The organism is Stenotrophomonas sp. SXG-1, from assembly GCF_014083965.1.
Classification (GTDB): domain Bacteria; phylum Pseudomonadota; class Gammaproteobacteria; order Xanthomonadales; family Xanthomonadaceae; genus Stenotrophomonas; species Stenotrophomonas geniculata.
This window is the reverse complement of record NZ_CP046588.1, coordinates 1,449,062-1,474,590: the sequence shown is the minus strand read 5'-3', so window position 1 is coordinate 1,474,590 and position 25,529 is coordinate 1,449,062. Positions and strand designations below refer to the sequence as shown.

General features: G+C 67.4%; 23 protein-coding genes. 16 read left to right on the top strand and 7 right to left on the bottom strand.

The genetic code is table 11. The features are described from left to right. On the bottom strand, positions 1 to 1,692 hold the full coding sequence (gene asnB / locus GOC52_RS06705; RefSeq protein WP_191850982.1) for an asparagine synthase B: 1,692 nt from the start codon (positions 1,690 to 1,692) through the stop codon (positions 1 to 3). A 338-nt stretch (positions 1,693 to 2,030) separates the two neighbouring features. On the opposite strand from asnB, the gene GOC52_RS06700 reads away from it, so the two are divergent. Continuing rightward, on the top strand, positions 2,031 to 2,909 hold the full coding sequence (locus GOC52_RS06700; protein ID WP_049411535.1) for a tetratricopeptide repeat protein: 879 nt from the start codon (positions 2,031 to 2,033) through the stop codon (positions 2,907 to 2,909). Positions 2,910 to 3,032: 123 nt separating this feature from the next. On the opposite strand, the gene dapE is transcribed toward GOC52_RS06700, so the two are convergent. From dapE to map, 6 genes are read right to left on the bottom strand one after another with little or no spacing between them, the layout of a single operon-like run. Beyond that, the gene (gene dapE, locus GOC52_RS06695) at positions 3,033 to 4,160 is read right to left on the bottom strand and encodes a succinyl-diaminopimelate desuccinylase (protein WP_049411538.1); all 1,128 of its coding nucleotides are present in this window, start codon (positions 4,158 to 4,160) and stop codon (positions 3,033 to 3,035) included. Further along, positions 4,157 to 4,528: an arsenate reductase gene (locus GOC52_RS06690; protein ID WP_012510522.1), complete on the bottom strand. Its 372-nt coding sequence runs from the start codon at positions 4,526 to 4,528 to the stop codon at positions 4,157 to 4,159. The genes dapE and GOC52_RS06690 overlap by 4 nt, the downstream gene beginning before the upstream one ends. Before the next feature lie 31 nt (positions 4,529 to 4,559). Next, the gene (locus tag GOC52_RS06685; RefSeq protein WP_010486299.1) at positions 4,560 to 5,426 is read right to left on the bottom strand and encodes a hypothetical protein; all 867 of its coding nucleotides are present in this window, start codon (positions 5,424 to 5,426) and stop codon (positions 4,560 to 4,562) included. Positions 5,427 to 5,428: 2 nt separating this feature from the next. After that, positions 5,429 to 6,493 carry a 2,3,4,5-tetrahydropyridine-2,6-dicarboxylate N-succinyltransferase gene (gene dapD, locus GOC52_RS06680; protein WP_029380080.1) on the bottom strand — a complete coding sequence of 355 codons (1,065 nt, stop codon included), beginning with the start codon at positions 6,491 to 6,493 and terminating at the stop codon, positions 5,429 to 5,431. After that, on the bottom strand, positions 6,493 to 9,102 hold the full coding sequence (locus GOC52_RS06675) for a [protein-PII] uridylyltransferase (protein ID WP_029380081.1): 2,610 nt from the start codon (positions 9,100 to 9,102) through the stop codon (positions 6,493 to 6,495). The genes dapD and GOC52_RS06675 overlap by 1 nt, the downstream gene beginning before the upstream one ends. Before the next feature lie 20 nt (positions 9,103 to 9,122). Then, complete coding sequence (map, locus tag GOC52_RS06670; RefSeq protein WP_019336946.1) at positions 9,123 to 9,965, bottom strand: type I methionyl aminopeptidase; 843 nt, start codon at positions 9,963 to 9,965, stop codon at positions 9,123 to 9,125. Between the two features lie 173 nt (positions 9,966 to 10,138). On the opposite strand from map, the gene GOC52_RS06665 reads away from it, so the two are divergent. The 15 genes from GOC52_RS06665 (at position 10,139) to rseP (ending at position 25,456) form a co-directional block, all read left to right on the top strand. After that, entirely contained in the window at positions 10,139 to 10,669 is a 531-nt protein-coding gene (locus GOC52_RS06665; RefSeq protein WP_010486309.1) for a Csu type fimbrial protein, read from the top strand. Further along, on the top strand, positions 10,669 to 11,418 hold the full coding sequence (locus GOC52_RS06660) for a fimbrial biogenesis chaperone (RefSeq protein ID WP_019336945.1): 750 nt from the start codon (positions 10,669 to 10,671) through the stop codon (positions 11,416 to 11,418). Before GOC52_RS06665 ends, GOC52_RS06660 begins: the two co-directional genes overlap by 1 nt. 7 nt (positions 11,419 to 11,425) lie before the next feature. Continuing rightward, the gene (locus GOC52_RS06655; protein ID WP_049455676.1) at positions 11,426 to 13,804 is read left to right on the top strand and encodes a fimbria/pilus outer membrane usher protein; all 2,379 of its coding nucleotides are present in this window, start codon (positions 11,426 to 11,428) and stop codon (positions 13,802 to 13,804) included. Next, a complete protein-coding gene (locus tag GOC52_RS06650) occupies positions 13,801 to 14,838 on the top strand; it encodes a Csu type fimbrial protein (protein WP_010486313.1) in 1,038 nt (345 codons plus the stop codon). Before GOC52_RS06655 ends, GOC52_RS06650 begins: the two co-directional genes overlap by 4 nt. A 133-nt stretch (positions 14,839 to 14,971) precedes the next feature. Continuing rightward, positions 14,972 to 15,217, top strand: coding sequence for a hypothetical protein (locus GOC52_RS06645; protein WP_392421799.1), 246 nt, complete (start codon positions 14,972 to 14,974; stop codon positions 15,215 to 15,217). Then, positions 15,217 to 15,915 (top strand): fimbrial biogenesis chaperone, encoded by a 699-nt coding sequence (locus tag GOC52_RS06640; RefSeq protein WP_191850980.1) that lies wholly within the window; start codon positions 15,217 to 15,219, stop codon positions 15,913 to 15,915. The genes GOC52_RS06645 and GOC52_RS06640 overlap by 1 nt, the downstream gene beginning before the upstream one ends. Positions 15,916 to 16,135: 220 nt before the next feature. Continuing rightward, positions 16,136 to 16,942: a 30S ribosomal protein S2 gene (rpsB, locus tag GOC52_RS06635; protein ID WP_005408748.1), complete on the top strand. Its 807-nt coding sequence runs from the start codon at positions 16,136 to 16,138 to the stop codon at positions 16,940 to 16,942. A 126-nt stretch (positions 16,943 to 17,068) separates the two neighbouring features. Continuing rightward, complete coding sequence (gene tsf / locus GOC52_RS06630) at positions 17,069 to 17,944, top strand: translation elongation factor Ts (protein WP_010486320.1); 876 nt, start codon at positions 17,069 to 17,071, stop codon at positions 17,942 to 17,944. 258 nt (positions 17,945 to 18,202) lie between these two features. Then, positions 18,203 to 19,741 (top strand): GGDEF domain-containing protein, encoded by a 1,539-nt coding sequence (locus GOC52_RS06625; RefSeq protein WP_010486323.1) that lies wholly within the window; start codon positions 18,203 to 18,205, stop codon positions 19,739 to 19,741. Between the two features lie 121 nt (positions 19,742 to 19,862). Continuing rightward, complete coding sequence (gene pyrH, locus GOC52_RS06620; RefSeq protein WP_010486325.1) at positions 19,863 to 20,591, top strand: UMP kinase; 729 nt, start codon at positions 19,863 to 19,865, stop codon at positions 20,589 to 20,591. Between the two features lie 96 nt (positions 20,592 to 20,687). Continuing rightward, complete coding sequence (gene frr / locus GOC52_RS06615) at positions 20,688 to 21,242, top strand: ribosome recycling factor (RefSeq protein WP_010486327.1); 555 nt, start codon at positions 20,688 to 20,690, stop codon at positions 21,240 to 21,242. Between the two features lie 5 nt (positions 21,243 to 21,247). After that, positions 21,248 to 22,015: a polyprenyl diphosphate synthase gene (uppS, locus tag GOC52_RS06610; protein WP_029380082.1), complete on the top strand. Its 768-nt coding sequence runs from the start codon at positions 21,248 to 21,250 to the stop codon at positions 22,013 to 22,015. Next, positions 22,012 to 22,848 (top strand): phosphatidate cytidylyltransferase, encoded by an 837-nt coding sequence (locus GOC52_RS06605; RefSeq protein ID WP_010486331.1) that lies wholly within the window; start codon positions 22,012 to 22,014, stop codon positions 22,846 to 22,848. The genes uppS and GOC52_RS06605 overlap by 4 nt, the downstream gene beginning before the upstream one ends. A 2-nt stretch (positions 22,849 to 22,850) precedes the next feature. Further along, positions 22,851 to 24,041, top strand: a complete 1,191-nt coding sequence (locus tag GOC52_RS06600; RefSeq protein WP_010486332.1) for a 1-deoxy-D-xylulose-5-phosphate reductoisomerase — start codon at positions 22,851 to 22,853, stop codon at positions 24,039 to 24,041. A 56-nt stretch (positions 24,042 to 24,097) separates the two neighbouring features. After that, a complete protein-coding gene (gene rseP, locus GOC52_RS06595) occupies positions 24,098 to 25,456 on the top strand; it encodes an RIP metalloprotease RseP (RefSeq protein WP_191850978.1) in 1,359 nt (452 codons plus the stop codon). Positions 25,457 to 25,529: the final 73 nt, after the last annotated feature.

Here is a 25,529-nt window from a genome sequence, read left to right as displayed (position 1 = left end):
TTACGCCAGTGCCTGCTCGTGCACGCCGGCGATCGCGCGGCCGGAAGGGTCGGCCGCCGCCGCAAAGCTGGCGTCCCAGGCAATGGCCGCCGGCGACGAACAGGCAATCGACTTGCCGCCCGGCACGGTCTCGGCGGCCGCGCGGCTCGGGAAGAACTGCTCGAACAGGTGGCGGTAGTGGTACGCCTCCTTGGTCTGCGGCGGGTTGTGCGGGAAGCGCTTGTCGGCGGCCGCCAGCACACGGTCGCTCACCTGCGCTTCGGCATGCGCCTTCAGCCCGTCGATCCAGCCGTAGCCGACGCCATCGCTGAACTGCTCCTTCTGGCGCCACAGGATGCTGTCCGGCAGGTAGCCATCGAACGCCTCGCGCAGCACCGCCTTCTCGATGCGACGGCCACCGAACCCGGCACTGACCATCTTGTGCGCGGCATCGAAGCGCATCGCCACGTCGAGGAACTCACGATCCAGGAACGGCACGCGCGGCTCCACGCCCCAGGCCATCATCGACTTGTTGGCACGCAGGCAATCGTAGTTGTGCAGGGCGTCGAGCTTGCGTACCAGCTCATCGTGGAACTCACGCGCGTCCGGCGCCTTGTGGAAGTACAGGTAGCCACCGAAGATCTCGTCGCTGCCCTCGCCGGACAGCACCATCTTCACCCCCATCGCCTTGATCCGTCGCGCCAGCAGGAACATCGGCGTCGATGCACGGATGGTGGTGACGTCGTAGGTCTCGATGTGGCGGATCACTTCCGGCAGTGCATCCAGGCCTTCCTCGAAGGTGTATTCGAAGCCGTGGTGCACGGTGCCGAGTGCCTCGGCGGCGATCGCGGCGGCGGCCAGATCAGGCGAGCCCTTCAAACCGATCGCGAACGAATGCAGCCGCGGCCACCAGGCTTCGGTCTGCCCACCATCCTCGATGCGGCGACGCGCGTAGCGTGCGGCAACTGCCGCCACCAGCGACGAATCCAGGCCACCGGACAGCAACACGCCGTACGGCACATCGCTCATCAGCTGGCGTTCCACCGCATGCTCGAACGCCTGGCGCAGTTCGGCCAGATCGGCCTGGCGGCCCTGCACGTCGGCATAGTCGCGCCACGGCTGCTGGTAGTAGCGCACCAGCTCACCACGGGCACTGTCGAAATAGTGGCCCGGCGGGAACTGCGCGACGTCGGCACAGGTATCGACCAGCGCCTTCATTTCCGAGGCCACGCGCAGGCGCCCCTGGGCATCGTGGCCCCAGTACAACGGCACCACGCCAACCGGATCCCGCGCCACCAGCACGCGTCCGGCAGCACGATCCCACAGGGCGAAGGCGAAGATGCCGTTGAGCTGCTCCAGCCACTGCGCCGGCGATCCGCCCTGGCGGTACAGCGCGTTGATCACTTCACAGTCCGAACCGGTCTGGAAGTCGTAGGCGGTAGTCAGTGCGGCCTTCAGTTGCTGGTGGTTGTAGATTTCGCCGTTGACCGCCAGCGCCAGCTGGCCATCGGCCGACAGCAGCGGCTGCGAACCACCGGCCGGGTCGACGATGGCCAACCGCTCGTGGACCAGCAGCGCGCCTTCGTCGAGGTACACGCCGCTCCAGTCCGGGCCACGGTGGCGCTGGCGCTGCGACAGTTCCAGCGCATGGCGGCGCAGGGCCGGAAGATCGTCACCGGCCTGCAGGCCGAAGATTCCGAAGATCGAACACATGGGGGAGCTCCTGTTGGGGAATTTCACGGGTGGGAAGGTGTTCGACCGGGCATCCAGGCCCGGGTGGGCGGCGCCCGGGCACAAAAAAACCCGCATCGGCTGATGCGGGTTTTCTGGTGTCCGGGCGTGTGTTGCTGTCTATCTACCCAGGGCGCAGTCCCGCATCGGCCGCGCACGATTATTCGCGCGCAGATTATTGCGGTTGTTGTTATTGACGGCGGTGGCCAGGCGGATCGACATGGCATCGACCCTACCCCGGTTTCCGGCGCGGCGCAACAGTTGCGTCGGCAACCACGCCTGAGGCGCATAATGGCGCGCCCTGAACCGGTGTAACAGGAATGCAACACTGCAATGGACGCATCGGGGCACTGGCCGCCCTGCTCTGCCTGGGCCTGGCGGCCTGCCAGACCCTGCCCCCGCCTTCTACGCTGCCGCAATCCCAGCGGCAGGCATTGGAACAACGCGGCACCGACGGCAGCTTCGAGGGTGCCTTCGATACCGCGCAAACCTTCGAGCGCTTCAACGATCCGCGCGCCATCGCCTACTACGAGCGTGCCGCAGCGGTCGCCCCCTGGACCTTCCACAACACCAAGGCGGAAGAAGCACTGGGCCGGATCTGGATCTCCGGCACGCTGCGCCATGCCGACAGCCCCCACATCAACCCGGCACCGGTGCTGCGCGCATCCTGGCGACGTGGCGAACGCGCCTATCTGGCGGCGGCCTACCACGGCAATCCCTATGCGTTCTACGAACTCGCCAAGGCCTATCGTCAGCGTGGCGACGCGCAACAGGCGCTGCGCTGGGACCTGCGCGAAATGATCTACAAGCGATACCCGAGTTCGTCGTCGCGACTGCCGGATGCGGTGGCCGCACAGGATGACACCGTGCATCCGCGGGTTGCGCAGATCCAGCGCCGTGCCGAGCGTGGCGATGCCGAAGCGCAGGTAGACCTGGGCGCGCTGCTGGAGGGGGGCATGGGACTGCCGCGCGATCCGGCGCGTGCGCTGCAGCTGTACCAGCGCGCTGGCGAGAAGGGCAATGTGTTCGGCCAGTACTTCGCCGGGCTGCTGCTGGGCCGCAGCGCGCCGGGGGTGGAGAAGGACACCGAGGCGGCGGCGCGCTGGTTTGCCAAGGCCGAGGCGCAGCGCTTCTACATGGCGGCGCCGAGTTACTGGAAGAAAGCGGTCGAGCCGCCGTTCTTCCTCTTTTCGGAATAGTGGAGCCGAGCCATGCTCGGCTGCTTCTGCCGGTAGACATCAGCCGAGCATGGCTCGGCTCTACAGAGATGTAGCTCCGGCGGGGGGCGTGCCGACCAACGGTCGGCACCCACCGTCGCAGGCTCACACCAGCAGCCGTTCCACCAGCCGCTGGTACAGCCCCGGCAACGCTTCCAGATCGTCCACGCGCACGTTCTCGTCCACCTGATGGATGCTGGCGTTCACCGGCCCCACTTCGATGCACTGCGCACCCAGCGGCGCGATGAAGCGGGCATCGGACGTGCCGCCGCCGGTGCTTTCTTCCGGGGCACGGCTGATGTGCTCGGCCAGCACTGCACGGGCGGTGGCGCGCAGCGTGCCTTCCGGGGTGTAGAACGGCTCACCGCTGCGGTGCCACTTCAGCGTGTACTGCAGGCCATGCCGGTCCAGCAGTGCGGTGATCTCCGCCTCCAGCTTCGGCGCATCCCAGTGCGGGTTGTAGCGGATGTTGAAATCCACTTCGAGCTCGCCGGGAATCACGTTGTTGGCACCGGTGCCGGCGTGGATGTTGGAGATCTGCAGGCTGGTCGGCGGAAAGCTCTCGTAGCCTTCGTCCCAGCGCCGTGCACTCAGTTCGGCCAGGGCCGGAGCCGCCTGGTGAATCGGGTTGCGTGCCTTTTCCGGATACGCCACGTGGCCCTGCACGCCCTGCACGCGCAGCTTGGCCGACAGGCTGCCACGACGCCCCACGCGCAGCAGGTCGCCCAGGATCGCGGTTGATGACGGCTCACCGGTGATGCACCAGTCGATGCGCTGGCCGCGTTCGGCGAACAACCGTGCGACGTGGCGCACGCCATCGATGGCGTCGCCCTCCTCGTCGCTGGTCAGCAGCACCGCCAGCGTACCGGGGTGATCGGGATGCGCGGCGACGAACTGCTCGGCGGCGACCACGAACGCGGCCACGCTGCCCTTCATGTCGGCGGCGCCACGGCCATACAGCACGCCATCGCGGATCTGCGGCGTGAACGGGTCGCTGGTCCAGGCCTCGCGCGGACCCGTCGGCACCACGTCGGTATGGCCCAGCAGTACCAGTACCGGCGCGCCCTGGCCGTGGGTCGCCCACAGGTTGTCGACCTCGCCCAGGCGCAGGTGATCGCACTGGAACCCGGCCTGCTTCAGGCGTGCCGCCAGCAGTGCCTGGCAGCCAGCATCATCCGGCGTCACCGAGGGTCGTGCGATCAGTTCGCAGGTCAGGTCGAGGACCGCGCTCATGCGTCACCCACGCCGAAGCGAGCCTTGAAGCCGTTGTCACTGAAACCCTGGCTGACCGTGCCGTCGGCGGTGACCACCAGCGGGCGCTTGATCAGCTGCGGGTACTCGCGCAGCAGCAGCTTCCATTCGGCCTCGGAATCGGCGGCCTTGCGGTTGTCCGGCAACTGCCGCCAGGTGGTGGACGACTTGTTCACCATCGCCGCCAGGCCACCCAGCTGCGCTGCCCACGCCAGCAGGGTTTCCGGACTGGGTTTGTTGTCGCGGTAGTCGACGAAGGTGTACGGCACGCCGAAGCGGTCCAGCCACTTGGTCGCCTTCTTGCAGGTATCGCAGTTCTTCAAACCGTAGACAGTGGTGCTCATGGCCATCTGTGATGCTGGAAAACAGAGGGCCAGAATCTCACAACAGGCGCTCGGACACGACCCGGAACGGCACCCGTGGCAGCAGGAAGGCCAGCCCCTCGGTCAGGTTCACACCCAGCGCCTGCAGGCGCGGGCACTGCAGCTCGCCTTCAAGCTGCAGCGGCTGCAGGCGGTCGATCTCGACCGGCAGCGCGATACGGGTGCTGGCCCAGCGACAGTCGCAGGTACGGGCGATGGCCTCGTCCTGGCAGGTGAGGAAACGCAGGAGGGCCTGATGGCCACCGAAAGCCGCCGTCCATGCCGCGTCCTCCCAGCCCGCAGCAGCCTGCCACTGCAGGTACAGCTCCGGCGCACTGCCCTGCCCGCCTTCGATCCGGGTATTCCCACGGCCATCAGTGCGCACCGCATGCTCGAAGCGGGTGGAAAGATGCGGCTGCATGGCATCGCTGAAGGCACGCGCGCCGGCGACGAAGGGCAGCTGGTCCATCACGTTGCGGTCGAACAGCACCACCGGTGTCCCGTCCGGAGCGTCGTCACGACGCAGGTACCAGCGCCAGTTGCTCTGCCTTGGAGACGGCATCAGGGAGCGCAGCGATCCGGCCAACGCCGGCCCGAAGTGGCCGTGAAGGTAGCTGAGGATGGTGTAAGGCGTACGTCCGGCATGGACCACGTAATGATGGCCCGGCGGTGGCGATGGTGCGTGGCGCACATCGACCCACCAGCTCACGTAGACCACATCGCGCACATCGCTGACCATCGCCGGCATCGGCCAGCGCCGCGACAGTGCGCGGCGCAGCCGGGTCCAGCGCGGGGCGTGCAGCAGGCGCGGCAGCATCCGCCCGAACAGGGTGTCGGACGGATGCCGGTAGATCGCGGACTGCGCCAGATCCTCCGGCGCAGCCACCTTCAGTCGGCCAGGCCGCGCAGCAGGTCGTTGACGCTGGTCTTGCTGCGGGTCTTGGCATCAACCTGCTTGACGATCACCGCGCAGTACAGCGAATGGGTACCGTCCTTGCTCGGCAGCGAGCCGGACACCACCACGCTGTACGGCGGGATGTAGCCGTAGGTGATTTCGCCGGTGGCACGGTTGTAGATGCGGGTGCTCTGGCTGAGGAACACGCCCATGCCGATCACGCTGTGGTGACCGACCACCACGCCTTCCACCACCTCCGAACGGGCACCGATGAAGCAGTGGTCCTCGATGATGGTCGGGCTGGCCTGCAGCGGCTCCAGCACGCCGCCGATGCCGGCGCCACCGGACAGGTGGCAGTGCTGGCCGATCTGCGCGCACGAACCGACGGTGGCCCAGGTGTCGACCATGGTGCCTTCGCCGACGTAGGCGCCGATGTTGGTGAAGCTCGGCATCAGCACCACGTCCTTGCCGAAGTAGGTACCGCGGCGGGCGATCGCGCCCGGCACCACGCGCACGCCGCCGCGGCGGAACTTCGCTTCGTCATAACCGGCGAAGCGCGATTCGACCTTGTCCCAGAACGGCGCCGGGCGCGCATCGACCACCGCCATGTCGTTGACGCGGAAATACAGCAGCACGGCCTTCTTCAGCCACTCGTTGACCTTCCAGCCACCCTGGCCATCCGGCTCGGCGACGCGGAACTCACCGCTCTCCAGGCCGTCGATCACGCGGTTGACCAGCGGCTTGGTCGAGCCTTCCAGCTCGTGCAGGGTCAAGGTGGCACGGCGCTCGAAGGCACTCTCGATACCAAACTTCAGCTCTTCCACACCCGGTGCCGACGGCTTGCGCAGCGACTTGCGGGCGATGGTTTCGGCGCGGACGGCTTCGGCGCTCCTGGCCGGTGCCTTCTTCGCTGCAGCCGCTTTCTTCGCCGGGGCCTTCACCGCAGCGGCCTTCTTCGGCGCAGTGGTCTTCTTCGCGGCCAGTGCGGCGGCAGCAGGTTTCCGGGCCGCTGCGCTCTTGGGGGTCGCGGCGGTCTTCTTGGCGGGCTTGGTGGCCATCAGGCGGGGTCTCCGGCGTTTCGATCAGGGTCCAGGCAGGCCAGCATCGCGTCATGCAACTGCTGCCGGGCAGGTTCAGTCAGGGGGAGGTCGTGTTCGTCACTGATCACGAAGGTGTCTTCGGCGCGTTCGCCGAACGTGGCAATGCGCGCATCATGCACGCGCAGGCCCTGGTTGCGCAGCACGAACGCCACATCGGCCAGCAGGCCGGGGCGGTCGGGAGCGACCAGGGCGAAACGGGTTGCACCCGGCTCATCGCGGAATTCGATGCGCGGGGCAAAGCGGAAGTGCCGCAGCTGCCGTGGCACCACCCGGCGTGACGGCCGCAGGCGCGACAGGTCACCACTGAGTGCGTCGCGCAGCGCCGCTTCCAGATTGGCACTGCTGCCATCGGCGAAGGTATCGGCCGGGTTCACTTCGAAGGTATCGAAGATGGTATCGGCCGGGCCGTCCAGCACGCGTGCGCGGTGGATGCCGTAGCCCTTGCGGTCCAGCGTCATCACGATGGCGGCAAACAGGCCGTCGCGGTCCGGCGAATGCACGAATACTTCCAGCGCGGGGTCGTCGACGCTGATCCGGCGTACCTTCACCAGCGCCTGGCCCTGCTTCACCGGCACCAGCGCGGCGGCCTGCCAGGCCAGCTGCTCCGGGCGCAGGCGGATGAAGCCCTCATCCGGCATCACCGCGAACTGGCGGTCGATGGTGGCATCGTCGTAACCCCGCTCGCGCACCAGCGCGCGCACGCTGTCACGCGCCTCGGCCACGCGCTCGGCTGCCGGCACCGGGTGTTCCAGCCCCTCGCGCAGCGCGCGCCGGGTGGCGAAGTACAGGTCGGCCAGCAGGCGGTCCTTCCAGGCATTCCACAGCTTCGGGCTGGTGCCGGCGATGTCGGCGCAGGTCAGCAGGTACAGGTAGTCCAGGCGGTCGCGGCTGCCGACCAGGGTGGCGAAGCGATGGATCACCTCCGGGTCGGCGATGTCCTGCTTCTGCGCGGTCACCGACATGCGCAGGTGCTGTTCGACCAGCCACGCCACCAGTTCGGTGTCGGACGTGCTCAGCGCATGCGCCTGACAGAACGCGCGCGCATCGACCGCGCCCAGCTCCGAATGGTCGCCGCCACGGCCCTTGGCGATGTCATGGAACAGGCCGGCCAGCAGCAGCAGCTCCGGCTTGCGCAGGCGTGGCCACACTTCATGCGCGATCGAGAAGCGCTCGTCGGCACGGCTGCTGGCGAACAGGCCGATGTTGCGCAGGACCATCAGCGTGTGCTGGTCGACGGTGTAGACATGGAACAGGTCGAACTGCATGCGCCCACTGACCTGGGCGAAGGCGGGAATCCACTGGCCAAGCACGCCCAGCCGTGCCATGCGCGAGAGCGTATCGACCGGGCGCTGGCCGCGCAGCAACGCCAGGAACTGCTCGCGCGCATCGGCGTCGGCCTGGTCGTAGGCCGGCAACAGCGGCAGCGCTTCAGCCAGCGCCCGCGCGGTCAGCGAATGCAGGCCGCGCACCTGCGGATTGTTGGCCCAGCTGGCAAACAGTGCGAACACCTGGCCGATATCGCCGCGCGGCCAGTCGGCTTCGTTGGCCGCCAGGTAGCCACGGCGCAGGGAAAAGCCCACGGTCAACGGCTCCGGCTGCGCCTCGCCGTCGAACTGCTCCTCGAAGCGCTGCAGCAGGCGGTCGCTGATCCGGCGCACCACCAGCGCGGCGCGGTAGAAGCCCTGCATCATCTTCTCGACACCGAGATTCTCGGCATCGTCTTCAAAGCCCAGGCGTGCAGCCAGGGTCTTCTGGTAATCGAAGCGCAACCGCTCTTCGGGGCGTCGCGCCACCAGGTGCAGGCCGAAACGCAGCCGCGCCAGCACCGCACGTTCGCGCTTCAGTGCTGCCGCTTCGTCGGCGCCCAGATGGCCGAGCCCGACCAGCGCCTCCAGGTCACGCACGCCGAAGGCACGCAGTGCCATCCAGCCCAGCGTGTTGAGATCGCGCAGGCCACCGGGGCCATCCTTCAGGTCCGGCTCCAGGTTGTCGGCGGTGTCGCCAAAACGCTGGTGGCGGTTGCGCAGCTCTTCCAGCTTGGCCAGGAAAAACGCGCGTGCCGGCCACAGTTCCCGATCGTCGATGGCCTCGCGCAGCGCGCGGCGTGCCGCATCATCGGCCAGGATCGGGCGCGCCTCGATCAGTGCAGTCAGCACGGTCTGGTCCGCCGCCGCCTCACGGCACTGCGGCGCCGAACGCACCGCATGGCTGACTGCGAGCCCGCAGTCCCACAGCAGTGCGAACAGGCGTGCCAGTGCGGATTCATGCGCCAACTGTGCCGGCGGATCACCGAACACCAGCAGGTCGATGTCCGATCGCGGGAACAGCTCACCGCGGCCATAGCCACCCACCGCGAACAACGACAGCCCGCTATCGGCGGCCAGGCAACGCTGCCACGCCAGGCGGATCAGATGGTCGGCGGCGCGCGCGCGCAGCGCCAGCAGGCGCTCGATGTTGTCGCCCTGGTCGAAGCGGCGGTACAGGCGCGCGTCGGCCTGCTGCAGCGCCTGGCGCGCGGCAGCAGCCCAGTCCGGGTCGTTGAGCGACGCGGCCGGCGTGTCCAGCAGCGAACTCGCCGGCAGCATCCTCAGGAGACCTGCGACTCGCCCGGCGACAGGGTCAGCACGTCCACGCCGGTCTCGGTGACCGCGATCATGTGCTCCCACTGTGCCGACAGCTTGCGGTCCTTGGTCACCACGGTCCAGCCATCCGGCAGCACCTTGTTGTAGCGGGTGCCCTCGTTGATCATCGGCTCGATGGTGAAGGTCATGCCCGGCTGCAGCACCAGGCCCTGGCCCGGGCGGCCGTAATGCACCACCTGCGGCTCATCGTGGTAGACCTTGCCGATGCCGTGGCCGCAGTACTCGCGCACCACGCTGAAACGCTCGCCTTCGGCATAGCTCTGGATGGCATGGCCGATGTCGCCCAGCGTGGCACCCGGGCGTACCGCGCGGATGCCGCGCCACATGGCTTCGTAGGTGGTTTCCACCAGGCGGCGGGCCATCACCGACGGCGTGCCGACGAAGTACATGCGGCTGGTGTCGCCGTGCCAGCCATCCTTGATGACGGTGACGTCGATGTTGATGATGTCGCCATCCTTGAGCACCTTCCCTTCGCTGGGGATGCCATGGCAGATGACGTTGTTGACCGAGGTGCACACGGTCTTCGGGAAGCCGCGGTAGCCGACGTTGGCCGGAATGGCGCCCTGCACGTTCACGATGTGGTCGTGGCAGATGCGGTCCAGTTCCTCGGTGGTGACACCGGGCTTGACGTGGGGGGTGACGATGTCGAGCACTTCGCTGGCCAGGCGGCCAGCGATTCGCATCATCTCGATTTCCTGCGGGGTTTTCAGATTCACGCTCATGGCCGCCATTATCGCCGATCCGGCCACAATCTGAACGAACGCCACCCAACTGGCGATCCGGGCCATGCACGGTTCCGGCAAGGAAAGTGAAAGCGTGACCCCCGCCACCCTTTCGCCTCCTCATTTATCACGGAATACAGACACTTACGCCACCTAAGCTGGGGTCACCGTCGCCGAAGCGGTGCCGAACGTGCCGCCTTCGCCTTGTTCAACGGACCTTCGGGTCAGGGAGGTTGTCCATGCGATCCGCGCTTCGTTCCCCGCTTGCCTGGGCTTTGACCGGGGTTCTGCTGTCCAGCCCGGCCCTGGCCGCAGACACCACCACCTTCAATGTCACCCTGGTGGTCACCAAGGCCTGCACCATCACCGCCGCGGCGGCCACCAACGTCGACTTCGGCACCGCCGCCTCGACCACGGCGACCCCCACCCTGGGCCAGGGCACGGTCACCGCCCAGTGCTCGGCACTGACCCCGTACACGATTTCACTGAATGCAGGTGCCAACGCCAGCACCGCCAATGACGTCACCACCCGCCGGATGAAGAACACCAACGCCGCGGTGACCGCCAACAACTACGTCGGCTACCAGCTCTACCAGGACGCCGCACACACCCTGGTCTGGGGTGCCACCTCCGGCACCAACACCCAGGCTGGCATCGGCACCGGGCTGGCCGTGCCCTACATCGTCTACGGCCAGATCCTGAACCTCAGTACGAACAACCCGGCGACCGGTAACTACCTGGATACGGTTACCGCCACGATCACCTATTGATGGAGCACGCCCGCATGGCCCGACCCCGCCCGTGGCGCGCCACCGGCGTGGCGCTGCTCGTCCTGAGCCTGGTACTCGCCGCCCCGGTCGAAGCCACCAGCCTGCAGGTCGCCCCGACCAGCCTGCAGCTGGAAGCGCGCCAGCGCGCCGGCGAGCTTTGGCTGACCAACAGCGGCACCTCGCCGGTGAAGCTGCAGGTGCGGGTGTTCCGCTGGGTGCAGCAGGACGGGCAGGAACAACTGTTGCCCACCGATGGGCTGGTGGTCACCCCGCCGATGCAGGAACTGGCTGCCGGACAGCAGCAGCTGGTCCGGGTGATGCGTCCGGACAGGACGCCACCGCCTGCACAGCAGCATTACCGATTGATCGTCGACGAGGTGCCCGATCTGGCCACCCGTGCCGAAGGTATGCAGTTCGTGCTGCGCTATTCGATACCGGTGTTCGTGCAGCCCGCCGCCGGCAAGCTTGCGCCGCAGCTGCAGGCCCGCCTGGTGCAGTTGCCCGATGGCCGCAACGGCGTCGAGGTGGCCAACGCGGGCAACAGCTATGCGCAGATCGCCGATCTCGCGCTGGGTAGTGCCACGCGCCCGCGCATCGTGCATCCCGGACTGCTGGGATACGTGCTGCCCGGGCAGGTGATGCGCTGGCCGATCGAGCGCACGGCGATCGACCGCGACAACGACCAGATCACGGCCAAGCTCAATGGCGAGTCGGAACAGACGCCGCTGTCGCCTCCATCGGCTCGCTGAGGCGTTGATGGGTGCGCTGCTTGCTGCCCTGGCTCCTGCGGCGATCCAAGCCGCCGATGTGTCCGGTGCAGCGGCCACCACCGCCGCCGATGTATCAGGCATCTCCGCCGATGCGATCCTGCCACCGCCCACACCATTGACCGCCAACCAGACGCTGTACCTGGACGTGGCGCTCAACAGCACCCCACGCGGCCTGATGCCTTTCATCGAGAACCGTGGCCGCCTGCAGGCCAGCCCCGACGTGCTGCGCCAGCTCGGCTTCAACGCCAACGGCGATGCACCGGTGTACCTGGACCAGATCAGCGGCGCGGTGGTGCGCTATGACGCACGCCTGCAGACCCTGGCGCTGGACGTGCCGCTGGACCAGCTGACCCTGCCGACTACCGTGCTCAGTCGCCCGCAGACGCGCGCCCCTGCAGGCAGTGCCTCACCCGGACTGCTGCTCAACTATGACGTGTATGGCAGCCGGGTGGATACGCTCGGCAACCTCAGCCTGAGCTCGGAACTGCGCCTGTTCGGCGTCGGCAACGGCACCTTCGAAAACACCGCGGTCAGCCGACGCTACCAGCAGCCCGGCGATCGTCGCTGGCGCGGTGAGAGCGTGCGCCTGGATACGCGCTGGAGCCTGGATTTCCCCGACAAGGCGATGACGCTGGAGGTCGGCGATTTCTACAGCGGCTTCGTCGACTGGACCCGCCCGGTGCGCCTGGGCGGCCTGCAGATCGGCCGCAACTACGGCCTGCAGCCGTATCGCGTGCTCACTCCCACGCCCAGCTTCCTCGGCCAGGCCGTGGTGCCCTCCACCGTCGAGCTGTATGTCGACGGCCTGCGCCAGTACAGCGGCCAGGTCCCGGTCGGCCCGTTCCAGCTGGCCGCGCAGCCAGGCATCAGCGGCACCGGCAACGCACAGGTCGTGGTCACCGACGCATTCGGCCGCATGCAGACACTGGATTTCAGTTTCTATGGCACCCAGCAACTGCTGGCCAAGGGACTGTCCGACTGGTCGGTCGGCGTCGGCCACCTGCGCCAGGACTTCGGCCAGCGCTCCTTCGCCTACGACGATCGCACCGTGGCCAGTGCCAGCTGGCGCGGCGGCATCAGCGATACCTTCACCGGTGAAGCGCATGCCGAGGGCGGAGGTGGCCTGGCCCAGGCCGGCATCGGCGGCTGGTGGCTGCTGGGCGGCGCCGGCGTGTTCAACGCGGCCTACGCGCACAGCAACCATCACGGCCTGCAGGGCGGGCAGTGGGCACTGGGTTACAGCTGGAACAACCGCCGTCTCAACGTCAACCTGCGCAGCGTGCGCAGCCACGGCGACTACCGTGACCTCGGCGCGCTGCAGGGCAACCTGCCGCCGAGCATCAGCGAACAGGCCACGGTCGGGCTCGATCTGCTGCGGCTGGGCACGCTCAGCGCCAGCTACCTGCGCCTGCGCTACCCCGATGGCGAAGACAACCGCTATGCCAGCCTGTTCTGGTCGCGCACCTGGAGCCAGCGCTGGTCGGCCTACCTGTCGGTGAACCAGAACCTGGACCAGAGTGATGACCGCAGCATCTATCTGTCGGTGACCGCCAGCCTGGGCAACAACCGCCAGGCCAGCCTGTCCAGCCAGCGCAACGGCGACAGCCAGACCTGGGTGGCCGACGTCACCCAGCCGGTGCCCGGTGATGGGAGTGCAGGCGGCATCGGCTGGCGCGCGCAGGTGCGCCACGGCGAGGACGGCAACGGCGGCCTGGCCGAAGTCGGCATCCTCAATGACATCGGCCGCTATTCGTTCGGCGCCTCGCGCCAGGGCGGGCTCAACTATGCCTACGGCAGCGCCAGTGGCAGCCTGGTCTGGATGAGCGGGCACGCGTTCGCCACCCGCGAGGTCTCGGACGCGTTCGCGGTGATCAGCACCAACGGCGTCGGCGGCGTGCCGGTGCGTCTGGAGAACCGCCTGATCGGCGTCACCGATGATCGTGGCCTGTTGCTGGTCAGCCCGCTGCTGTCCTGGCAGCGCAACCGGGTCTCGATCGACACCCTGGACCTGCCCGAGGAGATGCGTGCCGACCGCATCGAGGACTGGGTGACGCCGCGCCAGCGCGCCGGTACCCACGTGACATTCCAGTTGCGCTCACGTCCCTCTCTGAGCCTGACGCTTCAGAGCATGGACGGGCAGCCACTGGAAGTGGGCAGCGAAGTGCAGCTGCCCGATGGACGCCAGGCCACGGTGGGCTATGACGGCCTGCTGTACCTGGAAGACATCGCTGCCGGCAGCGTGCTGTACATCACCACCAGCCGCGGCCAGTGCCGGGTGAAGGTACCCGACCAGCCCAAGGTGGTGGCGTCTGGCGCCCGGCCGAAGCCGGCACCGCTGCAGTGCATTCCGGAGGTCGCGCCGTGAGGGTGCTGCTGCTCGGCGTGCTGCTGGTCGCCGGCCTGCTCGCGGCACTGCCGGCCCGGGCGACAGCGGTCTGCACGGCAATCGCGAACCCGACCCTGCCATTCGGCAACATCAACAGCAACGCTCCCGGCCCTACAGCGGCAACGCTGAACATCACGGTGACCTGCACCACCGCCGCACTGAGCCTGCTGGCCACCACCGGCGTCCGCGTCTGCGTGGGTATCGGCGCCGGCAGTGGCGGCGGCAGCAGCTCCACCTTCCGCACGATGTCCACCTCCACCAGCGACACCATGAACTTCCAGTTGTACAACACCGCCAGCTACAGCCAGGCCACCGGCCTGGTGCCGCGCGGCACGCCACCCGCGCAGGAACTGACCATGAGCTACAGCGTGCCGCTGCTGACCGGCGGCAGCGGTGCGCAGTCCGTGCAATTGTTCGCGCAGATCCCTGCCAACCAGATCCTCGCTTCGGGTGCCTACAGCAGCACCTTCAGCGGCGCCAACGTGGTGCTTACCTGGGCCTGGAACGAAGTCCTGCTCGGCACCGCCACCGTGCCGGCCACCTGCAACGGCGGCGCGACCGGCACCAACAGCGCCAGTGGGGCTTTCAGCTTCACCGCCACTGCCAACGTGCTGCCGCAATGCGGCAGCTACGTCACCACCAGCATGGACTTCGGCAACGTCACCGGCAGCATTCCCGCCAACATCGACCGGACCGCCACGCTCACGCTGACCTGCCTGAAGAACACTGCCTACCAGATCAGCCTCAACAATGGCCAGAACAACCCCGGCGCCTCCACCACCCGGCGCATGGCCACCACCATTGGCAGCGGCACCTACTACCTCCCCTATGAGCTGTACCGCGATGCCGCGCGCAGCCTGCGCTGGGGTAGTACCCTCAACGTCGATACCGTTGGTGGCACCGGAAGTGGCAGCGCGCAGCAGCTGACCATCTATGGCCGGGTGCCGCCGGTCACCGGCCAGCCCGCGGCCGGTACCTACAACGATCTGGTGCAGGTGACGATCACCTATTGAGTCCCCTGTGGAGCCGAGCCCATGCTCGGCTTCATTTTCTGGCATCCGGCAAGCCGAGCATGGGCTAGGCTCTACAGTTCCGGCGCATCCTGCCGATACCGCGCAACGGGTCCTACAGCACGGTGGATGGCAGGTGGTTCGCGCACTTCTGATCGGGGCGATGCTGGTCGCCAGTACGCCCGCGTGGGCCGATCCGGGCAGTACACCCCTGCAGATCCGGCTGACCGTGGTCGAGGGCTGCAGCGGTGATGCCGGCAACACCCGATGCGCGGCACCGCACAAGCGCAGCGACGCGCCCGAGCTTCCGCAACAGATCCGCGATCTCGCGCCGCCGGCCGACAGCGACGACGCGGCGCCCGCCGTGACCGTCATCTACTGATGCGTACCCTGCTGAACCTGCTGGTACTGCTGCTGGCGCTGCCCGCGTCGGCGCTGGACCTGGTGCCGACCACCCTGCAGCTGCCAGCCGAAGGGGGACACAGCGAGCTGTGGCTGTACAACCCCGGTCCCGGCCGCTGGCAGGGCGAGGTTCGGATCCTGGCCTGGGAACAGCAGGCCGACGCGGAAAAGCTGCGGCCCAGCGACCAGATCCTGGCCAGCCCTGCCCGGCTCGACCTCCCGCCCGGCACCCGCCAACGCATCTGGCTGCTGCCCCGGGACAGGTCGCCCATTGCCGTCGAGCAGGCCTACCGGGTGCTTCTGGCTCCCATTGAACCGGACCTGCCACGGTACTCACTGCCCTTGTTCAGGGGACACGCCGTGCCCCTGGCGTGGCCGGAGCTGCATGCCGGGATCGAACCCGGTACGTCACATCCCTTTCTGCGATTGAGCAACGCAGGTACCGTACACGCCCGCCTGCACGATCTTGCGTTCGTCGCCGACGATGGCCGCCGCACCCTGCTGCTGCCGGGACTGGCCGGCTACCTGCTGGCGGGCCGGGAGCGTCGCTGGGCCCTCCCCGCCCATGCCAACGGCTATGCCCGTGGCCATTTCCAGGCCCGGCTGCAGGACGGCCGCGTGGTCGATCTGACCGTGCCGGACCCGGCAATTGCAGCGAGCGCACCGAGCGGGCTATAATCGACGGGATTCCTGCCGCCTGCGTGCGCGGGAGACCGTCCACACCGGACGTCACCGGTGAATCCACACCTGCTGCCCCCATCCGTGCCGGGGTGCTCCGCAAGGAGTTCGGCCACGGAGGCAACAGGGAAGCCCAACCCCGGAACCGATCGCGCTTCCACGCGTCCCGCATACCTATCCCCGCGGGCGGAATCGCTGGTTCCATATCAGGAGTATTGCAATGCCCCAGGTCACCATGCGTCAGATGCTGGAAGCCGGCGTCCACTTCGGCCACCAGACCCGCTACTGGAACCCGAAGATGGCTCCGTACATCTTCGGCGCCCGCGGCAAGATCCACATCATCAACCTGGAAAAGACCGTCCCGCTGTTCAACGACGCGATGAACTTCATCTCGTCGGTTGCCCAGAAGCGCGGCACCGTCCTGTTCCTGGGCACCAAGCGCAGCGCCCGCGAAACCATCAAGGAAGAAGCCGAGCGTTGCGGCATGCCGTTCATGAACCAGCGTTGGCTGGGCGGCACCCTGACCAACTTCCGTACCGTCAAGCAGTCGGTTGCCCGCCTGAAGGAACTGGAAGCCGGCGAAACCGACGGCACCTTCGAGAAGCTGGTCAAGCACGAAGTGCTGGGCCTGCGTCGCGAGCGCGACAAGCTGGAAGCCTCGCTGGGCGGCATCAAGGACATGAACCGTCTGCCGGACGCCATCTTCGTGATCGACATCGGCCACGAAGACATCGCGATCAAGGAAGCCAAGAAGCTGGGCATCCCGGTCATCGCCGTGGTCGACACCAACTACAACCCGGAACTGGTGGACTACGCCATCCCGGGCAACGACGACGCCATCCGCGCTGTGCAGCTGTACGCCCGCGCCGCTGCCGACGCCGTGCTGGAAGGCAAGGCTGCTGCTCCGCACGCTGCTTCGGTGCGTGAGGAAGAGTTCGCTGAAGCCGCTGCTGAAGGCGAAGAGAAGCCGGCCCGCCGCGCTCCGGCCAAGAAGGCTGCCAAGAAGGGCGACGACGCCCAGGCCTGATCCAGGCCCCCGGGTGGACGCCCGGCATCCACCCTCCCTGCACGCAGCCTTTGGCGCGTGACAGGACCGTGTCACACGGGCCGGCCACCATGCCGGCCCAACCCCTTTCTTTCGTGAGGTAATCCCGTGGAAATCACTGCTTCCCTGGTCAAGGAACTGCGCGAGCGCACCGGCGCCGGCATGATGGAATGCAAGAAGGCTCTCACCGAAGCCAACGGCGACATCGACGCTGCTGCTGAAGCCATGCGCAAGTCCGGCGCCGCCAAGGCCGACAAGAAGGCTGACCGCGTGGCCGCCGAAGGCCGCCTGGGCCTGGCCCAGGATGGCGGCAAGGCCGTGCTGGTCGAAGTCAACTCGGAAACCGACTTCGTCGCCAACGATGACAACTTCAAGTCCTTCGTCAATGCCGTCGCCGCTGCCGCCCTGGCATCGGGCGCCACCGACGTCGAAGCCGTGAAGGCTGCCAAGCTGGCCGATGGCCGCACCGTTGAAGAAGCCCGCGCCACCGCCGTGCAGACCCTGGGTGAGAACATCCAGATCCGCCGCATGGTCAAGGTCGACACCACCGGCAACATCGGTGCCTACGTCCACACCAACGGCAAGGTTGGCGTACTGGTCGACCTGATCGGCGGCGACGTCGAGCTGGCCCGTGGCCTGGCGATGCACGTGGCTGCCCTGAAGCCGCCGCACAACAAGGCGTCGGACGTTCCGGCCGACTTCGTCGAAAAGGAAAAGGAAATCGAGCTGGCCAAGATGTCCGAAAAGGACAAGGCCAAGCCGGCCGAGATCCTGGAAAAGATCATCAGCGGCAAGATCAACAAGATCGTCAGCGACGTGACCCTGTACGGCCAGACCTACGTGCTGGGCGACACCACCGTCGAGCAGGTGGTCAAGGCCGCTGGCGCCGACGTGGCTGGCTTCAAGCTGCTGATCGTCGGCGAAGGCATCGAGAAGGTGGTGGAAGACTACGCCGCTGAAGTTGCCAAGGCGATGCAGGTCTGATTCCAGCCTTCCGGCTGCGAAGCGACCAGAAGGAGCCGCGGGAATCCGCGGCTCTTTTTTTATGCCCGGGACAATGGGAGGCTCATGCTCCAACTGTTGTTGCGCACACCGACGCCGCGCACACCGGCACCTTTGCGTTGCGCGCGAATCAAGCCGATACTCGGCGCAGGGAATCCACAGTCACATAGCAGGAACGAAAATCGCGGACTGTGATGCATTCCTAGGTATTCTTGTCCCAATGGAATTGAACGACCCGACATGCCTCCCGAGCTGACAGCTGCCCTGGCGCTCTGCCGCAACCTGCCTTCGCCACCCGGTATTGCCCTGCGCATCATCGAACTGGCACAGGACCCGGAAGCGGACATCGCCACCGCCGCCGACATCATCGCCATCGACATGGCGCTGAGCGCTCGCATGCTGCGCATCGCCAATTCGCCGCTGTACGCCAGTCGTCGCCGCATCGAGAACCTCGGCCAGGCACTGACCATGCTCGGCCTGAATGCCACGATCAGCCTTGCCCTGGGCTTCACCGTCACCCAGGGCCTGACCGGCGGCGCCGGTGCCGACCACGACCTGCGCCAGCGCGCGTGGAAGCGCAGCATTCTCAGCGCACTGGCCGCCAGCCAGCTGGGCCAGGCCCGCGGCCTGCGCCGCCTGGAGGAACTGATGCTGGCCGGGCTGCTGCAGGACCTGGGCGTGCTGTGCCTGGCCCAGGCCGAATCGGAGCGCTACCTGCCGCTGCTGCGCGAAGCCCGTGACAACACGGACCTGGTTGCCCGCGAGCGCGACGCGCTCGGCTGCAGCCACGCCGATGTCGGCGCCTGGGTGGCCGAGCAATGGGGCCTGCCGCGCTATCTGGTGGAGAGCATCAGCCACAGCGAGGACGACGACGCTGCCGATTCGCCGTTCCAGGCCTGCGTGCAGCTGTCCGGCGCGGTCGCCGACATCTGGCTGGACGAAGATGCCGATGCCGCCCGCGAGCGCGCCCTGCACCAGGTACATGACCGGCTGGAACTCGACAGCGCCCGTTTCGACCAGGTGCTGACCCGCATCAGCGAGGCCCTGCCGGACATCGCCAGCCTGTTCGAGGCCGGGCTGAATTCGCCCTCGCGGGTCCGTGAGCTGATCGACCACGCGCAGGAGCTGGCCACCCTGCGCAACCTGCGCGAGCTGCAGGATGCCGACCAGGCGCGCCGCCGCGCCGACGAATTCGAGGCGCGGGCCAAGCGCCTGGCCGACCAGGCCCACCGCGACGCCCTGACCGGCGTGCTCAACCGCCGCCAGCTGGAGGCGGTGCTGGAGCAGGAGTTCCTGCGCGCCGGGCGCCAGGGCTGGCCGCTGTCGGTGGCCTTCATCGACCTGGACGACTTCAAGAAGATCAACGATGCCCACGGCCACCTGACCGGCGACGAGGTGCTGCGCGCCTTTGCCGGCAAGCTGCAGGGCCAGCTGCGCAACAGCGACACCGTGGCCCGCTTCGGCGGCGAGGAATTCGTCGCGCTGCTGCCCAATACCAGCGAAAGCGTGGCCCTGGACGTGATCCGCCGGGTACTGGCCAACATCGTCGCCACGCCGATGGCCGAGCTGGAGGGAGGTCCGTTGTTCGTCACCTTCTCCGCCGGCGTGGCCACCCAGGGCGGCTACGAGCGCTTTGCCGACGTGCAGGACCTGCTGCGTGCCGCCGACGATGTGCTGTACCGATCGAAGAACCTGGGCCGCAACCGGGTGATCGCCCGCTCCCCAGGCGCCCTCGGCCACGACAAGCTTTCAGCCACCGCCGGCGCCGAGCTGGGCTGAACGGGACGCCCCGCGTGACCGGGGCGGATGGCAGGATTTTGCGCCGCAGTGCACAAAACACTTTGGCCCGACGCCGCATGCGCGTAGAATCGCCCGCGATTTCCACGCACCCGAGGTCCCTATGTCCAAGCTCGCCTATCGCCGCATCCTTCTGAAACTATCCGGGGAGGCGCTGATGGGAGATGAGGACTACGGCATCGACCCGAAGATCATCAACCGCCTGGCCCGTGAGGTCATCGAAGCCCAGCAGGCAGGCGCCGAAGTTGCACTGGTGATCGGCGGCGGCAACATCTTCCGCGGCGCCGGCCTGGCCGCTGGCGGCATGGACCGGGTCACCGGCGACCAGATGGGCATGCTGGCCACGGTCATCAACGCTCTGGCCATGCAGGACGCCTTGGAAAAGCTGGGCGCCAAGGCCCGGGTGATGAGCGCGATCAAGATCAACGACGTGTGCGAGGACTACATCCGGCGCCGCGCCATCCGCCACCTGGAAAAGGGCCGCTTGGTGATCTTCGCCGCCGGCGTCGGCAGCCCGTTCTTCACCACCGACTCCGGTGCCGCCCTGCGCGCGATCGAGATCGGCGCCGACCTGCTGCTGAAGGCGACCAAGGTTGACGGCGTGTACGACAAGGACCCGAACAAGCATAGCGACGCGGTCCGCTTCGACAGCCTGAGCTACGACGAAGTGATCCGCCGTGGCCTGGAAGTGATGGATACCGCCGCCTTCGCACTGGCCCGCGACAGCGACCTGCCGATGCGCGTGTTCGACATGGGCCAGCCGGGCGAGCTGCTGAAGATCCTCAGCGGCGAGAACATCGGCACCCTGGTCCAGGGCCGCGACCCGGCCTGAGCCTGAGTGCCAGGCGAGCTCCGGGCCGATTCAGGCCCGGCAGCGTCCCGTATTCGCCTATAATCGCCCGATTCCAGTTACACCCAGGACCGGGCGATGCTCAACGACATCAAGAACAACGCGCAGACGCGCATGGCCAAGAGCATCGACGCTCTGAAGCACACCCTCACCTCGATCCGCACCGGCCGCGCCACCCCGGCCCTGCTGGACCGCGTCACGGTCAGCGCCTATGGCAACGCCAGCACCCCGCTGAACCAGGTCGCATCGATCTCCAACGCCGACGCCCACTCGCTGCTCGTCACGCCGTTCGACAAGAGCATGATCAAGGAGATCGAAAAGGGTCTCTACAACGCCGAGTTCACCCCGAACACGCTGGGCACCGCGATCCGCATCAACATGCCGCCGCCGACCGAAGAGCGCCGCAAGGAGCTGGTCAAGCAGGTGCAGAAGGAAGGCGAAGGCGCCAAGATCGCGATCCGCAACATCCGTCAGGACGCGAACAAGGAAATCGCCAAGCTGGTCAAGGACAAGGCGATCAGCGAAGACGAGAAGAAGCGCGGTGAAGACGACATCCAGAAGTTGACCGACACCCACATCAAGGACGTCGACAAGGTCGTTGCCGACAAGGAAAAAGAACTGCTGTCGGTCTGAAGTCGATGCCTTCAGTCCCACCTCCATTGCCGGCCGCCCTGCCCCGCCACATTGCCATCATCATGGATGGCAATGGGCGCTGGGCACAGCAGCGCCGTCGTCCGCGCGTGATCGGCCACCGGGCCGGCGCGCGTGCGGTCAACCGCACCATCGAGCGCTGCCTTGAGCTGGGTATTCCGGCGCTGACCCTGTTCGCGTTCTCCAGCGAAAACTGGGGCCGGCCGCAGGAAGAAGTCGATGCGTTGATGAAGCTGTTCCTCGGCGCGCTCGACCGCGAAGTGGACGAGTTGCATCGGCGTGGCGTGCGCGTGCGCTTCATCGGCGAGCGCGAACGCTTCGGCGCCGGGCTGGTCAGCCGCATGCAGCTGGCCGAGCAGCGCACCGCGGACAACACCACCCTGACCCTGTCGATCGCCGCCAGCTACGGTGGCCGCCAGGACATCACCCGCGCCGCGCGCGCACTGGCCGCCGAGGTCGCCGCCGGCCGCCTGCTGCCCGAACAGATCGACGAATCGCTGCTGGGCAGCCAGGTCGCCCTGGCCGACCTGCCGCCACCGGACCTGTTCATCCGCACCGGTGGCGACACCCGCATCAGCAACTTCCTGCTGTGGCAGCTGGCGTACACCGAGCTGTGGTTCACCGAGGCGCTGTGGCCGGACTTCGATCCCGCTCTGCTGCAGCAGGCGCTGGACGCCTATGGCAGCCGTGAGCGTCGTTTCGGCCTGACCAGCGCCCAGATCGCCGCACTGGCCACCGAGACTTCCAGCCCATGACCAAGACCCGAGTCCTTGCCGCGCTGATCATGGCGCCGGTCGCCATTGCCGCGATCCTGCTGCTGCCGACCCAATGGTTGGCAGCGGCGGCGGCTGCGGTGCTGCTGATCGGCCTGTGGGAGTGGCTGAAGCTGGCCGGCATCGAAGACACCCTGGCACGCACCGTGCTGCTGGTGCTGAACCTGCTGCTGATGGTGCTGCTGGTCTGGGCCGATGGCAGCACGCTGGTGCTGTTCCAGATAACCACCCTGGCCGGCGTCGCCTGGTGGTTGGCGGCGCTGGTCTGGCTTCGCTTCTTCAATTTCGGCGCGCAACCGTCGGCACCCTCGCGCATCGTGAAGATGCTGGCCGGTACGCTGGCCATCGTTCCGGCCTGGGCCGCGCTGGTGCTGATCCATGCTGGCGGCGATCCGCCGGGCAAGCAGGGCCACCTGTGGCTGCTGGCTGCCCTGGCACTGGTCTGGGCGGCCGATTCGGGCGCCTATTTCGCCGGCCGTCACTTCGGCAAGCACAAGCTGGCCCCGCGCATCAGCCCCAACAAGACATGGGAAGGCCTGTTCGGCGGCCTGCTGGCCGGTGTCGCCGTGGCCGTCGGCCTGGGCTGGCTGGCCGGCATCGATACCGCACATCTGCCGGGCCTGCTGATCACCTCGGTGGTGGCCGTGTTCGCCTCGGTACTGGGTGATCTGTTTGAAAGCCTGATCAAGCGTCACGCCGGCGCCAAGGACTCGGGCCACCTGATTCCGGGCCATGGCGGCGTGCTCGACCGTGTCGACGGCGTCCTGGCTGCAGTGCCGGTGTTCGCACTCGGCAAGGAAATCTTCGGGTTCTGACCATGAATGCTGTCGCAGACCTGCGCCGGGTCGCCGTGTTCGGCGCCACCGGCTCGATCGGTGCCTCCACGCTGGACGTGATCGCCCGCCACCCGCAGCGCTATCAGGCCACCGTGCTGGCCGCCGGCCGCCAGGTGCAGGCGCTGCTGGCGCTGTGCCGCCAGCACAAGCCCGCGCACGCGGTGATCGCCGACGCATCACTGTTCGCCGAGCTGCGCGACGGCCTGCGCGATGCCGGACTGGCCACCGAGGCGCATGCCGGCCATGCCGCGCTGGACCAGCTGGCCGCCAGCGATGCCTGCGACACCGTGGTCGCCGCCATCGTCGGTGCGGCCGGGCTGTCTTCCACCCTGGCCGCGGCCGCCGCGGGCAAGCGCATCCTGCTGGCCAACAAGGAATCGCTGGTGCTGGCCGGTGAGCTGCTGACCCGCACTGCCGAACGTGCCGGCGCCGAAATCATCCCGATCGACAGCGAACACAGCGCGATCTTCCAGTGCCTGCGCTCGCGCGACGCCAGCATTGACGGTGCCGGTGTGCGCCGCATCCTGCTGACCGCCTCCGGTGGCCCGTTCCGCGGCCGCAGCCGGGCCGCGCTGGCCCAGGTCACCCCGGCCCAGGCCGTGGCCCACCCGAAATGGTCGATGGGCCCGAAGATCTCGGTCGATTCGGCGACGTTGATGAACAAGGGCCTGGAAGTGATCGAGGCCCACCACCTGTTCGGCATCCCCGGTGAGCGCATCGACGTGCTGGTGCATCCGCAGAGCCTGGTCCACTCGCTGGTCGAGTTCGTGGACGGTTCGACCCTGGCGCAGATGGGCCTGCCGGACATGCGCACCACCCTGGCCGTTGGCCTGGGCTGGCCACAACGCATCGAATCGGGCGTGGCGGGGCTGGACCTGCTGGCCCAGGGCCGGCTGGATTTCGAGGCCCCCGACACCGACGCCTTCCCCTGCCTGGCCCTCGCCTGGCAGGCGATGCAGGCCGGTGGCACCGCGCCGGCGGTGCTGAACGCTGCCAATGAAGAGGCCGTTTCAGCGTTTCTTCAGGGCCGGATCGGTTTCCTGACCATCCCGGAACTGGTTGCTAACGCTCTTTCAACACTGCCGACCCAGCCAGCCGATACACTGGAGGTCCTGTTGTCCGCCGACCAGCGGGCACGCCAGCTCACCCTGAACGCCATCGACGCCGCCTGAACGACCGCCTCGCACACGCATGACGACGCCGCCCCTGCCCGCCACTGTGAGCCTGCATGACTGACTTCATCGGATCGGTCTGGTGGATGATCGTCAGCCTCGGGCTGCTGGTCACGTTCCACGAGTTCGGGCATTACTGGGTCGGGCGCCTGTGCGGGGTCAAGATCCTGCGCTTCTCGGTCGGCTTCGGCCGGCCGCTGTGGTCGCGCCGGGACAAGCACGGTACCGAGTTCGCCATCGCCGCCATCCCGCTGGGCGGTTATGTGAAATTCCTCGACGAACGCGAAGTCGAAGTCCACCCGCACGAGCGCGGCCAGGCCTTCAACCACAAGACCGTCTGGCAGCGCATCGCCATCGTCGCCGCCGGACCGATCGCCAACCTGCTGCTGTGCATCCTGCTGCTGTGGGCGATGTTCGTGATCGGCAAGCAGGATTATTCGCCGACCATCGGCCGTGTCAGCGGCATCGCCGCCAGCGCCGGCCTGACCAGCGGCGACCGCGTGCTGCGCGTGGACGAGCGCCCGGTGGTCACCCTCGGCGAGGCCAGCATGGCGCTGACCGCCGCAGCGATGGACCGCCGCGACGTGAAGCTGGAAGTGCTGGACCCGGCCGATCAGGTGCGCGTGCGCACCCTGCCGCTGTCGCAGCTGTCCCCCGGTTTCGATGAACGACGCGTGCCGATCCTGGCTGGCCTTTACTGGCAGTCGTGGCTGCAACCGGCACGGGTCGATTCGCTCACCGCGGACTCCGTGGTGGCCGGGCAGCTGCAGCCGGGCGATCTGATCGTGGCGATCGACGGCCAGCGCATCGACGGTGCCGACCAGGTCATCGGCGAGATCCAGACGCTGGGCCGCGCTGGCGGCCCGGGCATGATCGAGGTCCTGCGGGGCGGCGAACGCCTGGCGCTGGAAGTCACCCCGCGCCAGGGCAAGGATTCCAAGGGCGAGCCGATTTGGCAGATCGGCGTGCAGTTCCCGACCTCGTTCAGCCCGCCCTATGACACCCTGCTGCGCTATGGCCCGCTCGACGCGGTCACCGTGGCCGTGCGCGAAACAGGCCGCCTGGCGGCCGATTCGCTGGGCATGATGGGCCGCATCGTCACCGGCAAAGCCTCGCTGCAGAACGTTTCCGGACCAGTGACCATCGCCCGCGTGGCCAATGTTTCAGCCAAACGCGGCCTGGACTGGTTCCTGCAGTTCCTTGCCCTGCTGTCACTCAGCCTGTGCATCATCAACCTGTTGCCGATCCCGATCTTGGACGGCGGCCACCTGCTGTATTACCTTATCGAGTTGGTCAAGGGCAGCCCGCTGAGCGAGCGTGCCATCGCCGCCGGCCAGTACATCGGCCTGGCGTTGCTGGCCGGGTTGATGGGGTTGGCGTTCTACAACGACATCCTCGGCCTGGTCCCGCGATGAACTTTTCCATGTTGTTGCCGTCTACAGCGTCGGCATCCCGCACCAACGAAATCGACCTTCCTACCGGACGTGA